The organism is Roseateles sp. (assembly GCF_039595595.1).
Taxonomy (GTDB): Bacteria; Pseudomonadota; Gammaproteobacteria; order Burkholderiales; family Burkholderiaceae_C; genus Roseateles.
On the sequence record NZ_JBCNLG010000024.1, the window covers coordinates 11,591 to 24,976 of the forward strand.

A 13,386-nucleotide genomic window follows, 5' to 3' on the forward strand; every position below is an offset into this window, starting at 1 on the left:
CCTCCTTCCTCGAATCCGTGCGCCGACCCGTGCTCGTCATCGTCATCGCGGCACGAGTCCGCCGCGACCGCCACCGACAGCGACGGCGTCCCGATGCCGCGCCGCCTGGCGGCTGTCGCCGCGATCCTCGGCGCGCTCGTGCTGGTGGTGCTCGATGGCGCGATCGCCAACGTCGCGCTGCCCCACATCGCGCAGCGCCTGAACGCCACGCCGTCCGACGCGGTCTGGGTCGTGACCGCCTACCAGCTGGTGGTCGTGATGTTCCTGCTGCCGGCCTCGGCGCTCGGCGAGCGCATCGGCTACCGGCGCGTCTTCGTGAGCGGCGTCGCGCTCTTCACCGCGGCGTCCGCGCTGTGCGCGATGGCGCCGTCGCTGCCCTGGCTGATCGCGGGCCGATGCCTGCAGGGACTGGGCAGCGCCGCGGTGATGCCGCTGGGCCTGGCGCTGCTGCGCTTCACCTATCCGAAGCGGCTGCTCGGGCAGGCGATCGCGTACAACGCGCTCACCGTCGCGGGCGCCTCGGCGGCGGGGCCGGCGGTGGGCGCGGCCATCCTCTCGGTGGCGAGCTGGCCGTGGCTCTTCGCGGTGAACCTGCCCGTGGGCGCGCTCGTGCTGCTGGCCGCGCGCGGCCTGCCGGCCACGCCGGGCACGAGGCAGCCGCTCGACCTCTGGAGCATCGCGCTCAACGCGGGCATGTTCGCGGCCTTCGTGCTCGGCGGCGATCGCGTGCTCGAGCATCCGGTGGAGGGCGGCGCGCTGCTGATCGCGGCGGTGATCTGCCTGACGCTGCTCGTGCGGCGCGAGCTGCCTCGCGCGGCGCCGCTGATCCCGCTGGACCTGCTGCGGGTCACGCCGTTCCGGATGTCGATCATCGCGTCGGTGTGCTGCTTCACCGGGCAGATGGCGAGCTACGTCGCGCTGCCGTTCTACATGCACCACGTGCTCGGGCTGAGCGTGCTGGACACCGGCCTCCTGATGACGCCGTGGCCGCTGGCCGTGATGGCCGCGGCGCCGCTGGCCGGCAAGCTGGCGGACCGGGTCTCGACGGCCCGGCTGTGCGCGGCCGGCGCCGGCTGCCTGGCGCTGGGGCTGGCGCTTTGCGCGGTCTGGCCGATGCAGGCCGATTCCAAGCTGCCGCTCGTGGCGTTCACGGTGCTCGCGGGGCTGGGTTTCGGCTTCTTCCAGACGCCCAACAACCGCAACATGCTGCTGTCGGCGCCGAAGGCGCGCAGCGGCGCGGCCGGCGGCGCGCAGGGCGTGGCGCGGCTCACCGGTCAGACGATCGGCAGCCTGCTGATGGGGCTGCTCTTCGCGTGGCTGCCGGCGGCCAAGGCCTCGCACGCGGGACTCGGCATGGCGGCGGGCTTCGCGCTGATCGCCGGGCTGGTCAGCCTGGGCCGCGGCGAAACCCGAGCCCACCCGTGATCACCGCGCCTTGACGATCCCTCGATAGAGCAGGGCCGTGGCGGCGAGCCCGCATGCCGCGGCGCCGCTCATCCACAGGCCCGGGGCGGCCTTGTCGCCGGTGGTCTGGATCAGCCAGGTGGAGACCAGCGGCGTGAAGCCGCCGAAGATCGCCGTGGCCAGGCTGTAGGCGAGCGAGAAGCCGGTGGTGCGCACCTCCACCGGCATGATCTCGGTGAGGGCGACGATGGTGGCGGCGTTGTAGCTGGCGTAGAGGAAGGAGAGCCAGAGTTCGACGGTCAGCATGCGCTCGAAAGAGGGGGCCTGGACCAGCCAGGACATGGCCGGATAGGCGGTGAGCAGCGTGAGCAGGCTGAAGGCCGTGAGCAGCGGCCAGCGCCCGATGCGATCGGACAGGGCGCCCATCACCGGCAGCCAGACGAAGTTGGACAGGCCGACGCAGAAGGTCACGAGCAGCGCGCTGGTGGCGGACAGGTGCAGCACGGACTTGCCGAAGGTCGGCGTGTAGACGGTGATCAGGTAGAAGGACACCGTGGTCATGACGACCAGCAGCATGCCCGCGCCGACCAGCGCCCAGTTGCGCAGCATCGAGGCGACGATCTCGCGCAGCGACGGATGGTGCTTGCGGGCGAGGAAGGACTCGGTCTCCGCGAGCGAGCGGCGGATCTGGAACACGAAGGGCAGGATCAGCGAGCCGATGAAGAAGGGGATGCGCCAGGCCCAGTCGCTGATCTGCGCGGTGGAGAACCACTGGCTGATGCCGTAGCCGAGCGCGGCGGCGACCATGATGGCGGCCTGCTGGCTGGCGGACTGCCAGCTCACGTAGAAGCCCTTGCGGCCGGGGGTGGCCATTTCCGCCAGGTAGACGGACACGCCGCCGAGCTCCACGCCAGCCGAGAAGCCCTGCAGCAGGCGGCCGATCAGCACGAGGGTGGGCGCGAGCAGGCCGATGGACGCATAGGACGGCGTGAACGCGATCAGCACGGTGCCGCAGGCCATGATGGCCAGGGTCAGGATCAGGCCCTTGCGGCGGCCGATCTTGTCGATGTAGGCGCCCAGGATGACGGCGCCCAGCGGGCGCATCAGGAAGCCCGCGCCGAAGGTGACGAAGGTGAGCATCAGCGACACGTACTCGCTGTCGCTGGGGAAGAAGGTCTGGGCGATGTAGGTGGCGTAGAAGCCGTAGAGGAAGAAGTCGAACATCTCCAGGAAGTTGCCGCTGGTCACGCGCAACACGGCGCCGAGGGCGGCGCGGCGGGGCATCCGGGGCGGAGGCGTCGACGAGGAGGCGGGCGGGATCGAGGCGGGATGCGCGGCCGTGGCCGCCGCGGAGGCAGGGGGCATGGGAGTCTCCGATCGGTTTTTCTGTTGTCGCGATCATGCTTTCCCGGCAGAGTTGCGGGAAGTGCAAATAACAGGACGATTGGTGCGCGATGAGAATCAATTTCGACCTCGGGGAGCTGGCGGCCTTCGTCGCGGTAGCGGAGCGGATGAACTTCCGGGCGGCGTCGGAGGCGCTGTTCATCTCGCCGTCGGCGCTGAGCCGGCGCATCGATCGCATCGAGGAAGCGCTGGGCGTGCGGCTGTTCGACCGCACGACGCGGCGGGTGAGCCTGACCGAGGACGGCGAGCAGTTCCTGACGCATGCGGGCGAGGCGCTGGCCGCGTTGCAGAACGCGATCTCGGACGTGGGGGACCGGGCCGAGCGGCGCGCGGGCCTGGTGACGGTGGCGTGCATTCCGTCGGTGGCCAATCATCTGCTGCCGGCGGTGCTGGCGCAGTTCGCGAAGCTGCATCCGGACACGCGGATCAAGATGCTGGATCACAGCGCGCCGGTGGTGCTGAAGGCGGTGGTGGAGAAGCAGGCGGACTTCGGCGTCAACTTCCTTGGCGCGCAGGAGCCGTCGATCGACTTCAACGCGATCGTGAAGGAGCGCTACGTGCTGGCGGTGCCGGCGCGGCATGCGCTGGCGAAGCAGCGGGCGGTGGGGTGGGAGGAGCTGGTGGGGGAGCGCTTCATCTCGCTGGCCGCGGACAGCGGGAACCGGATGCTGCTGGACAACGCGGTGGCGCAGGCGAAGGCGCGGCCGGCGACGCATGTGGAGGTGAATCACGTCGAGGGGGCGCTCGCGCTGGTGCGCGCGGGGCTGGGCGTGAGCGCGATCCCGCGGCTGGCGCTGACGGGGACCTCGGCCAAGGAGCTGGTGGGGATTCCGCTGACGCGGCCGCTGGTGAGCAGGACGCTGGGACTGATCACGCGCAAGGGACATCGGTTGTCACCCCAGGCGGAAGTGCTCGCGAAGCTGCTGGTGCAGGGGCTGCGGCAGGCGGGGATTCCGCAGGAGCCCCGTTCACGCGCGAGCCGGAAACCGGCTGCGGAGCAGTGATGCATGCGGCGCAATGAATGTTTGGAAAGTTGCACTGGACGCATGAGCGTGGCATCTCGAAGATGCGGCCATGTTCATTGCGGACCGTCACATGCACAACCCACGTTCATCCCTTCGCCGCCGACTGATGCTCTCGACCGCCTTGGCGGGGACGCTCCTGGTGCCGCCGCTGGCGCGGGCGGCCGACAAGATCGTCGCCGTGTCATCGGGCGGCTTCGCTGAGGCCTTCAAGGAGCTGGCGGTCAAGTACGAGAAGGAGGGCCCCTCGGTGAAGGTGGATCAGCAGTTCGGCCCCTCGATGGGGGAGACGCCGAAGGCGATTCCCGCACGGCTCGCGCGCGGGGAGGAACTGGACGTGCTGATCATGGTGGGACCGGCGCTGGACAAGCTGATCGATCAGGGGCTCGCGGACGGCGCGACCAAGGTGGTGCTCGCGAACTCGTACATCGCCTGCGCGGTGCCGGCGGGTGAGCCGGGGCCGGACCTCGGCACGGTCGACAAGGTGAAGGCGGCGTTCCTGAATGCGCCGTCGGTGGCGTGGTCGGACAGCGCCAGCGGGGAATACATCCAGCAGGTGCTGCTGAAGCGCTTGGGGATCGAGGCGCAGGTGAAGGCCAAGGGCCGGCAGATTCCGGCGACCCCGGTCGGGGAAATCGTGGCCACGCGGCAGGCGGCTTTCGGATGCCAGCAGCGCAGCGAATTGCAGCCGGTGAAGGGCATCCGCATCGTGGGCGAATTGCCCGACGAGATCCAGAAGGTCACGCCCTATGCCGCGGCGGTGGTGACGACCAGCAAACGGCCCGAGCAGGCCAAGGCGTTCATTCGCTACCTGGCATCGCGGGAGAACGCCGAGACCCTGGCTCAGACCGGGTTGCATCCCACGGCGAAGTAAACGGCCGGGGAGGGCGAGCGGCCCTCCCTTGTGCTGTTTCAGCGCAGGACAGACGGCGGGCGCTCTCGATTACTCGTACAGCCCATACCGATGGGTGGCGTGCCGGGCCAACCAGGTGGAGAGCGCTGAGGTGACGAACGCCGCGTTCTCGAGGTTGGAGATGTGGCCAGCCTCCGGGATGAAGATGTGCGAGCAGCCGATGAGGCCGGCCATCTCCGCGGTTTCGGAAGGAGGGCGGGCCATATCGAGCGCGCCGCACATCAACAGGGTTCGATCGGGATCCAGGCCACCCAGTCGAGACCGCTGATCGGTCCGGCCGAAAATCAGGCGCCCCATCGGTACGACCGATTTCCGCAGCGTGCGCGGGGAAATGCCCTCGAGCGAGCGCCGGAAGGCGGTGGGCAAGGGGGCGGTCATATCGGCGCCTTGGCGGAAGAACAGCGGGACGACGCCATCGAGGATGGCCGGCGGGAAATAGCCGAGCGACTCGACCGTATCCAGGATCTGGAAATAGCGCGCCTGCGAGGCGGCCGGCTCCGCGCCGAGATAGGTATCCATCATCACGAGGGCGCGGACGCGAGAAGGTTCGCGCAGCGCGAGTTCCGCTCCCCACATGCCGCCCACGGAGAGGCCGACCACGGCGCATTCCCGGATACGGAGCGCATCGAGGAGCTGCCCGGCCTGGATCGCGAGATCGCCGAGCGATCGGGTGGAGGCGGGCAGGTCGCCGGATCTGCCATGGCCCCAAAGGTCGGGAACGATCACCCGATATCGGCGCGCGAGCGCCCGGATCTGCGGCGCCCACATCTGTGAATCCCACAGATAACTGTGACCCAGCAGGATCGGGAATCCCCGGCCGTAGTCCAGGTAGTGCATGGGCTGGCCGTCGATGTCGACGCAGGAAGGGCGGCGTGCCGCCGTCAACAGACCTTCACTGGTGCTGTCCGTTTGCGCCCGGACGTTTTCCGCGAACAGGCTGGCGCCAAGCAGCGGCGCAGCCAAGGCCGCCCGCCGAGTCAGTCCGCGAAGATGAACAGCGCTTTTGTCTTGCGAGGGTTGCTTCATGCGATATCGCCAAGGGTTGTTTGCGCGGCAGGCTAGCGGGCGGCGGCGGATACGGCGCAAGCCCCTGGGTTTGATACTGGCTCCGGCTTGACATGCAGTGGTTCCGGCACGACAGCTCATGAGGATTTTTGTGTCCGCCGGATTCCGAGGTTTCAGGGTCCGCACAGGGCTGGTGAGGATGCTTGTGAAACTCTTGGCGAGCATCTGCGGACACTTGGAAGGTCCTACAGTGGCGAGCGTCAAGGAAAACCGCTAGGGCGGCTCACGTCAGCTTCCGGGGACTTTCCCCGGACCGGTTGAGCGACTTCTTTCCTATAGTCGGCCGCTCAAGAAGGGGGCAAGGAATGGGCACGCATGGTCGCGAATCGGGTTTCGTGCCAACACCGCCAGTCGTTCATTTGACGCGGCGCGTACCCTTGGAGCCGCTTGTCGGCGTTTTGCTCTTCGAAAGCGATGACTACCTCGTGTTGTCCGAGGTCTCGGAGTCACTGGACCCCGATGGCTACTGCTTGTTGCCAAGGTCTGAAGTGCTGACGATTGATCGCGACTTCGACGACCTTGCTTTCTATCGAGCGGCCCTGGCGGCTTGGGAACCTGCGAGCTTGGAGGGGTCTGAACTTGGGATGAGCAATGGGCTTGCTCATGTCTTTCGGTCCCTTGGGAAGCGCGCGAGGCTCTGCGCAATTCACTTGGAGATCGATGACCCCGACGTTGCCTATATCGGGCTGGTTGTTCGGGTGATTGAAGATCGCATGTCGTTCAAGAATTTGTCGTCGCGCGCTCGATGGGTGCCCGAACTGCAAACGATACGGTTGAGCCAGATCTCGAAGGTCGAGGTCGGGACGAGGTATTTGACGTCGCTGGCCACCGCTGTGGGGAAAAACGCCAGCGATCACGGCGCCGCAATGGCAGCGTCTGAGGGATCGTGGTGTCCAATCACGCGTTTGGAACTCGAAATCCTTGTCGAAGATGAACTGACGCGCTGTTCGCCGGAGCAGGCACAGTTTTTCGCGCGTTATCGAGTGCCGTTCTTTGAAGTGCCGATACACCGTCCAGAAGAAGTCGAGAGGGTGTTCGTCGTCGCGCGACTGCCCGCCGGCGTCATCTACTACGAGGATACGGAAGAGGGCTTCGAGTTTTCCGGCCTTGCACCGGATGGTTCGGTTGAAGCGCCAGGTTTCAACCAACTCGAACTGAGGCACCTGCTTTCGCAGCTCGGCGCTTGAATCCTTGCAGATGTCGAACATCCAGCGCGACCGCTATCCCGGCGACCTTGAGGAGAGATTGGCTCAGGCCGATCGGCTCGACGAGGCTGGTGACTACGCGGGTTCCGAAGAAATCTATTCGCATGTAATTCTTCAAGCGCCGTCGCTCCCATTCGCCTACGCGAAGCGCGGGTATGCACGGGAGAGGCAGAAGAAGTACCGGTCGGCTGCGGAGGACTACTCGATGGCAATCGCGAAGAAGCCGGATTCTCCGGTGACCACATGGCGGCGCGCGCTGTGCTTCGAGCATCTCGACAGGCTCGAGGAGGCGAAGGCGGATTACCGGCGCTACATGGAGTTGAAAGGACCGGATGCCGAAGCGCTATTTGCGCTCAGCCTTATCAATTCGTTTCAGCGTCAGGATCGCGAGGCGCTGAACCTCTGTGAGCAAGCTGCTTTGCTGGCACCCGAGGACGAAACCATCCAACGGCGCCTAGCGAAGCTGAAAGAAAGACAGTTCGACGCACCGTAGCGAGCAGAGATGCAGATGGATTATTCCCCATTGTTTTTGGATGTTGGCAGCTCAAAGGAGAAGGCTGACGAGCTTTCGCATTTGGTTCAGAGTTCCTGCCCTTGGCTCGACGGCGAGGAAGAGGTGGCGTCATCGTTCGGAGTGGAAATGCTTCGGGATGAACTTCCGGCTGAGGTGCTGGCCGTCGTGTCCGCGCAAGCGCTATTGGACTGGCACAACGGCCAGATCAATAGCCGTTGGAGCGGCCCTCGATTTGACCAGGCCTATGCCGAGTTCTGCCAAATCATCGAGGTACACGGTGGATCGGATCCATTCGATGAAGACCGGTTCTATTTGATCGATGATTCATTCTCTTCGCCGCATGTGTTTGTCATCTCCCATGAAGGGATCGCGGATGAGGGGTTGAAATCAGCGCTGCGCGATTGGCTCTTCACATGGACAATGTATGAGGCGGTGTCGGTTGTGGATGCGCAGGACGATCCCATATTCACCGCCCGGCGATGAACGATTCAGCGCGGAGATTTGCGCATCCTGCTCGCCGAGCGGCAGAGCGCCGTTTGCAGATGAAAGAGAGGCTTGTTCGTGGCATTTCAGGCGAACGTCGAACTGCTCAATCAGACCGTTGTGGAACTTGCCAACAGTGGGCCCCCAAACTGGACGATGCTCGTCTTTTATCTTGAGTTCCTCGAGGACGGGCAGATTGGCCTGAGGAATAAGTTCACGGGCAGGGCCTTGGGTGGAAAGAACTTCGAGATCCGCTTGGATGGCTACCACATCGGCAACACGGTGCGGATGTATGACTTGGTCCAGACTCTGTATCGAGTCGCCGCTCAACATGGCGACAAGTGGACGGGTATTCTCCTGACGGTTTTGTCGAGCGGGAGATTCAAGTGCCGCTTCTTCTATGACCAAACGCCGCTATTGAGCGGCGACGATGCTGCGCTTGGGCGGATCCTGTCGGAGGGAATCAGCGAGTTGGCACGAGAGCGGTTCGTCGAAACGAGCAAGCACGGAGCGGTGCCTACCGTCGAAGAGATTTATCACCACGTCAAGTCGCACAACCTGTTCAGGGTGATTCGTGGCGAATTGGGTGTGTTCCGAACGCCAGCCAACATCAATGCGGATTTGCTGCCCACAGACCATAATGAATTGCTGATCAAGGCGCTCTATCCGATTGCCGAGAAATACAACGCCCGATTCATGGAGCGTGAGCTGGATCTGGCGCTTCGGGTGGCGGCGCGCGACGCGCTGGGAGTGTATTGCGCAATCCAGTGCTATTACATGCAGATCGTCAACGAGGATGAGGGGGTGAGTAATATTCGCCTGAGCAGAACGGATCTGCCTCGGCTTCTCACTGCTCGCTACTTTTTTGTGCTAAATGATTTGAAGAATCTCAATCTCAGCGGCAACGACATGCCTGATTTCGCGCAGAGGAGCGCGCTAAGTTATCTAACCATCCTTTCCAAGCAGTATGGTGTTCAGGTGGGGTCTAATGCAGATTCTAGTCATGGTGCTCAAATTTTCTGGCACTCCCGTGATTCGCGCTGCGTCTTTATAAGATCTTGATACCCACCCTCCCAGCTTCTACACCCCCTTGATGCCCTGATTCCTAGAGTCCATCCATCCCATCACGCCCTCATGTCGAGGTGCATGGGCCTCAAGAAAATGGATGCACTCTTCCTCGGACTGAGCGTCGTCTTGTTCCTCGTCGCGGTAGGTCTGGCCGTCGCCAGCCATCGCCTGGAGGTCAAGCCATGACTGCCCTCTACTGGCTCGCCGGCCTCGTCTCCACCGGCCTGTTCGTCTACCTCCTGATCGCCCTCTGGCGCGCCGAGGAGTTCTGACATGACGAACCTCGCCTGGGCCAACCTGGCCCTCTACCTCCTCGTCACGCTGCTCCTGGCCTGGCCGCTGTCCCGCTGGGTCACCGCGCTCGCGCAAGGGCGCGTGCCCTCGTGGCTCGCCGCCATCGAGCGGCCCCTGTTCCGTCTCTGCGGCATCAAGCCCGATGAAGGCATGGGCTGGAAGCAGTACGCCATCGCGCTGCTGGTCTTCAACTTCATCGGCGTCCTCGCCGTCTACGCGCTTCAGCGCCTGCAGGGCGTGCTGCCGCTCAACCCGCAGGCGATGCCCGCGATCAGCCCCGACTCGGCCTTCAACACCGCCATCAGCTTCGTCGCCAACACCAATTGGCAGGGCTACGGCGGCGAGTCCACGATGAGCTATCTCACCCAGATGCTCGCGCTGACGGTGCAGAACTTCCTGTCCGCCGCCACCGGCATCGCCGTCGTGTTCGCGCTCATCCGCGGCTTCGCGACCCGCCTGTCCAGCCACGTCGGCAACTTCTGGGCCGACATCACCCGCTGCACCCTCTGGCTGCTGTTGCCCCTGTCCATCGTGCTCGCGCTCGTCTTCGTGCAGCAGGGCGTGATCCAGAACTTCGACGGCTACAAGACCCTGCAGACCGTCGAGGCCCAGGACTTCCAGACGCCCAAGCTCGGCGCCGATGGCCAGCCGCTCAAGGACGACAAGGGCCAGCCCGTGATGGAGCACCAGCGCACCCGCGAGCAGCAGCTCGCCATGGGCCCGGTCGCCTCGCAGGAAGCCATCAAGATGCTGGGCACCAACGGCGGCGGCTTCTTCAACGCCAACTCCGCCCACCCCTACGAGAACCCGACCCCGCTCACCAACCTGCTGCAGATGGTCGCGATCTTCGTGATCCCCGCGGCCCTGTGCCTGAGCTTCGGCCAGCTCGTCGGCGACCGGCGCCAGGGCGCCGCCATCCTCGCCGCGATGAGCACGCTGTTCATCGCCGGCGTCCTCGTCGCCACGCCCGCCGAGCAGGCCGGCAACCCGCTCGTGGCCGCCCAGGGCGTCGACATCCAGGCCTCCGCGCTCCAGGCCGGCGGCAACATGGAAGGCAAGGAGACCCGCTTCGGCATCGGCGCCAGCGCGCTCTTCGCCGTCGTCACCACCGCCGCCTCCTGCGGAGCCGTCAACGCGATGCACGACAGCTTCACCCCCCTCGGCGGCGCCGTGCCGCTCGTGATGATGCAGCTCGGTGAGGTCGTCTTCGGCGGCGTCGGCACCGGCCTCTACGGCATGCTGATCTTCGCCATCCTCGCCGTCTTCATCGCCGGCCTGATGATCGGCCGCACCCCCGAGTACCTCGGCAAGAAGATCGAACCCTTCGAGATGAAGATGAGCGCTGTCGCCATCCTCGTCACGCCCATCGTCGTGCTTGCCGGCACCGCCATCGCGGTCCTGGCCGCCGACGGCAAGGCCGGCATCGCCAACCCCGGCGCCCATGGCTTCTCGGAGATCCTCTACGCCTTCACCTCCGCGGCCAACAACAACGGCAGCGCCTTCGCCGGCCTGTCCGCCAACACACCCTTCTACAACACGCTGCTCGGCATCGCGATGTGGCTCGGCCGCTTCCTCGTGATCGTCCCCGTCCTGGCCATCGCCGGCAGCCTGGCCGCCAAGAAGCGCATCCCCACCGGCGAAGGCACGCTGCCCACCCACGGCCCGCTCTTCGTCGTCCTGCTCATCGGCACCGTGCTGCTCGTCGGCCTGCTGAACTACGTGCCCGCGCTCGCGCTCGGTCCCGTCGTCGAGCACCTGACGCTCTGGAAGTGACCCTTCGGAGCCCGACATGACCCATCCACTCAAGACCCTTCACCCCTCGGTCCCGGCCCAGGCCCGCACCGAGGTCCTCGGCGGCGCCGGCACCATCGGTCCGGCACCGCAGGGCCAGGACCCGCAGCCCCCTCGCGCCAACGCGCGCACCGGGCTCTTCGACCCCGCGCTGGTCAAGCCGGCGATCGCCCAGTCCTTCGCCAAGCTCGCCCCCGCGGTGCAGTTGCGCAACCCGGTGATGTTCGTCGTCTACGCCGGCAGCATCCTCACCACCGGCCTCTGGCTCGCGAGTTTCTCCAAGCCCGAACTCGCCGGCGCCGAGGGCCGCGGCTTCATGCTCGCGATCACGCTGTGGCTGTGGTTCACCGTGCTGTTCGCCAACTTCGCCGAGGCGCTCGCCGAGGGCCGCTCCAAGGCGCAGGCCGCCTCGCTGCGCGGCCTCAAGGCCAAGACCTGGGCCAAGAAGCTCGAAGCCCCGCGCCACGGCTCGTCCTGGCACCCGGTCCCGTCCGAGGAACTGCGCAAGGGCCACGTCGTGCTGGTGGAGGCCGGCGACCTCGTGCCGCTGGACGGTGAGGTCATCGAGGGCGTCGCCTCCGTCGACGAGAGCGCCATCACCGGCGAATCCGCGCCCGTGATCCGCGAGTCCGGCGGCGACTTCAGCGCCGTCACCGGCGGCACGCGCGTGCTCTCGGACTGGGTCGTCGTGCGCATCGCCGTCAACCCGGGCGAGGCCTTCCTCGACCGCATGATCGCGATGGTCGAAAGCGCCAAGCGCCAGAAGACGCCCAACGAGATCGCGCTCACCATCCTGCTGGTCGCGCTGACGCTGGTGTTCCTGGTCGTCACCGTGACGCTGCTGCCGTACTCGCTGTTCAGCGTCGAGGCCGCCGGCGCCGGCACCGTCGTGTCCATCACCGCGCTCGTGTCGCTGCTGGTCTGCCTGATCCCCACCACCATCGGCGGCCTGCTGTCCGCCATCGGCGTGGCCGGCATGAGCCGCCTGATGCAGGCCAACGTGATCGCCACCTCCGGCCGCGCCGTCGAGGCCGCCGGCGACGTCGACGTGCTGATGCTCGACAAGACCGGCACCATCACGCTCGGCAACCGCCAGGCCAGCGCCTTCCTGCCCGCGCCCGCGCTGCAGGAGCAGCTGCTGGCCGATGCCGCGCAGCTCGCCTCGCTGGCCGACGAGACCCCCGAGGGCCGCAGCATCGTCGTGCTGGCCAAGCAGCGCTTCAACCTGCGCGAGCGCGAGCTCGCCACGCTGCAGGCGCACTTCGTGCCCTTCACCGCGCAGACCCGCATGAGCGGCGTCGACTTCGGCGATCCCGAGCACCCGCGGCGCCAGCTGCGCAAGGGCGCCGCCGACGCGATCCGCCGCTTCGTCGAGCAGCACGGCGGGCAGATGCCGGCCCAGGTCACCGCGGCGGCCGAGGAGGTCGCGCGCCGCGGCAGCACGCCGCTGGTCGTGGCCGATCTCAGCGACGGCCAGGCCCGCGTGCTGGGCGTGGTCGAGCTCAAGGACATCGTCAAGGGCGGCATCAAGGAGCGCTTCGCGCAGCTGCGCCGCATGGGGATCCGCACGGTGATGATCACCGGCGACAACCGCCTCACCGCCGCCGCGATCGCGGCCGAGGCCGGCGTCGACGACTTCCTCGCCGAAGCCACGCCCGAGGCCAAGCTCAAACTGATCCGCGACTACCAGGCCGAGGGCCGCCTGGTCGCGATGACCGGCGACGGCACCAACGACGCCCCCGCGCTGGCCCAGGCCGACGTGGCCGTCGCGATGGCCAGCGGCACGCAGGCCGCGAAGGAGGCCGGCAACATGGTCGACCTGGACTCCAATCCGACCAAGCTGCTGGAGATCGTCGAGACCGGCAAGCAGCTCCTGATGACGCGCGGCTCGCTGACCACCTTCTCGATCGCGAACGACGTGGCGAAGTACTTCGCCATCATCCCGGCGATGTTCCTGGGCGTGTACCCACAGCTGGGCGCGCTCAACGTGATGGGCCTGCACAGCCCCGCGTCCGCGATCCTGTCGGCCGTCATCTTCAACGCGCTGATCATCGTCGCGCTGATCCCGCTGGCGCTCAAGGGCGTGGCCTACCGGCCCATCGGCGCGGCCGCGCTGCTGCGCCGCAACCTCTGGCTCTACGGCCTGGGCGGCCTGATCGTGCCTTTCATCGGCATCAAGGCGATCGACCTGCTGCTGGTCGCGCTGCACCTCGTCTGAGCGTC

At 66.3% G+C, this 13,386-nt stretch carries 12 protein-coding genes; 10 read left to right on the forward strand and 2 right to left on the reverse strand.

Features of this window, described 5'->3' with window-relative positions; all coding sequences use genetic code 11:
- Positions 1–93 precede the first annotated feature (93 nt).
- Positions 94–1,425, forward strand: a complete 1,332-nt coding sequence (locus tag ABDW61_RS21360; RefSeq protein ID WP_343641590.1) for an MFS transporter — start codon at positions 94–96, stop codon at positions 1,423–1,425.
- Here the strand turns inward: ABDW61_RS21360 and ABDW61_RS21365 are convergent, their stop codons facing one another.
- On the reverse strand, positions 1,426–2,688 hold the full coding sequence (locus ABDW61_RS21365; RefSeq protein WP_343641664.1) for an MFS transporter: 1,263 nt from the start codon (positions 2,686–2,688) through the stop codon (positions 1,426–1,428).
- 170 nt (positions 2,689–2,858) lie between these two features.
- Between ABDW61_RS21365 and ABDW61_RS21370 the strand changes: the two genes are divergently transcribed.
- Complete coding sequence (locus ABDW61_RS21370; RefSeq protein WP_343641592.1) at positions 2,859–3,812, forward strand: LysR substrate-binding domain-containing protein; 954 nt, start codon at positions 2,859–2,861, stop codon at positions 3,810–3,812.
- Positions 3,813–3,882: 70 nt separating this feature from the next.
- A complete protein-coding gene (locus ABDW61_RS21375) occupies positions 3,883–4,704 on the forward strand; it encodes a substrate-binding domain-containing protein (protein ID WP_343641594.1) in 822 nt (273 codons plus the stop codon).
- A gap of 69 nt (positions 4,705–4,773) precedes the next feature.
- On the opposite strand, the gene ABDW61_RS21380 is transcribed toward ABDW61_RS21375, so the two are convergent.
- Entirely contained in the window at positions 4,774–5,580 is an 807-nt protein-coding gene (locus ABDW61_RS21380; RefSeq protein WP_343641667.1) for an alpha/beta fold hydrolase, read from the reverse strand.
- A gap of 533 nt (positions 5,581–6,113) precedes the next feature.
- Between ABDW61_RS21380 and ABDW61_RS21385 the strand changes: the two genes are divergently transcribed.
- The 7 genes from ABDW61_RS21385 (at position 6,114) to kdpB (ending at position 13,381) form a co-directional block, all read left to right on the forward strand.
- The gene (locus ABDW61_RS21385) at positions 6,114–6,995 is read left to right on the forward strand and encodes a hypothetical protein (protein WP_343641596.1); all 882 of its coding nucleotides are present in this window, start codon (positions 6,114–6,116) and stop codon (positions 6,993–6,995) included.
- A 10-nt stretch (positions 6,996–7,005) separates the two neighbouring features.
- Entirely contained in the window at positions 7,006–7,506 is a 501-nt protein-coding gene (locus ABDW61_RS21390) for a tetratricopeptide repeat protein (protein ID WP_343641597.1), read from the forward strand.
- Positions 7,507–7,521: 15 nt separating this feature from the next.
- Positions 7,522–8,010, forward strand: coding sequence for a hypothetical protein (locus ABDW61_RS21395; RefSeq protein ID WP_343641598.1), 489 nt, complete (start codon positions 7,522–7,524; stop codon positions 8,008–8,010).
- 78 nt (positions 8,011–8,088) lie between these two features.
- Positions 8,089–9,072 (forward strand): hypothetical protein, encoded by a 984-nt coding sequence (locus ABDW61_RS21400; RefSeq protein ID WP_343641601.1) that lies wholly within the window; start codon positions 8,089–8,091, stop codon positions 9,070–9,072.
- 188 nt (positions 9,073–9,260) lie between these two features.
- Entirely contained in the window at positions 9,261–9,350 is a 90-nt protein-coding gene (gene kdpF, locus ABDW61_RS21405) for a K(+)-transporting ATPase subunit F (RefSeq protein ID WP_343641602.1), read from the forward strand.
- A 1-nt stretch (position 9,351) separates the two neighbouring features.
- The gene (gene kdpA / locus ABDW61_RS21410) at positions 9,352–11,145 is read left to right on the forward strand and encodes a potassium-transporting ATPase subunit KdpA (protein WP_343641603.1); all 1,794 of its coding nucleotides are present in this window, start codon (positions 9,352–9,354) and stop codon (positions 11,143–11,145) included.
- A 16-nt stretch (positions 11,146–11,161) separates the two neighbouring features.
- Positions 11,162–13,381 (forward strand): potassium-transporting ATPase subunit KdpB, encoded by a 2,220-nt coding sequence (kdpB, locus tag ABDW61_RS21415; RefSeq protein ID WP_343641604.1) that lies wholly within the window; start codon positions 11,162–11,164, stop codon positions 13,379–13,381.
- Positions 13,382–13,386: the final 5 nt, after the last annotated feature.

Excerpts from the sequence above, each read along its gene's own strand:
- ABDW61_RS21360 (WP_343641590.1), top strand. The coding sequence starts at position 94 with ATGCCGCGCCGCCTGGCGGCTGTCGCCGCGATCCTCGGCGCGCTCGTG.
- ABDW61_RS21365 (WP_343641664.1), bottom strand. The coding sequence starts at position 2,688 with ATGCCCCGCCGCGCCGCCCTCGGCGCCGTGTTGCGCGTGACCAGCGGC.
- ABDW61_RS21370 (WP_343641592.1), top strand. The coding sequence starts at position 2,859 with ATGAGAATCAATTTCGACCTCGGGGAGCTGGCGGCCTTCGTCGCGGTA.
- ABDW61_RS21375 (WP_343641594.1), top strand. The coding sequence starts at position 3,883 with ATGTTCATTGCGGACCGTCACATGCACAACCCACGTTCATCCCTTCGC.
- ABDW61_RS21380 (WP_343641667.1), bottom strand. The coding sequence starts at position 5,580 with ATGCACTACCTGGACTACGGCCGGGGATTCCCGATCCTGCTGGGTCAC.
- ABDW61_RS21385 (WP_343641596.1), top strand. The coding sequence starts at position 6,114 with ATGGGCACGCATGGTCGCGAATCGGGTTTCGTGCCAACACCGCCAGTC.
- ABDW61_RS21390 (WP_343641597.1), top strand. The coding sequence starts at position 7,006 with ATGTCGAACATCCAGCGCGACCGCTATCCCGGCGACCTTGAGGAGAGA.
- ABDW61_RS21395 (WP_343641598.1), top strand. The coding sequence starts at position 7,522 with ATGGATTATTCCCCATTGTTTTTGGATGTTGGCAGCTCAAAGGAGAAG.
- kdpF (WP_343641602.1), top strand. The coding sequence starts at position 9,261 with ATGACTGCCCTCTACTGGCTCGCCGGCCTCGTCTCCACCGGCCTGTTC.
- kdpA (WP_343641603.1), top strand. The coding sequence starts at position 9,352 with ATGACGAACCTCGCCTGGGCCAACCTGGCCCTCTACCTCCTCGTCACG.
- kdpB (WP_343641604.1), top strand. The coding sequence starts at position 11,162 with ATGACCCATCCACTCAAGACCCTTCACCCCTCGGTCCCGGCCCAGGCC.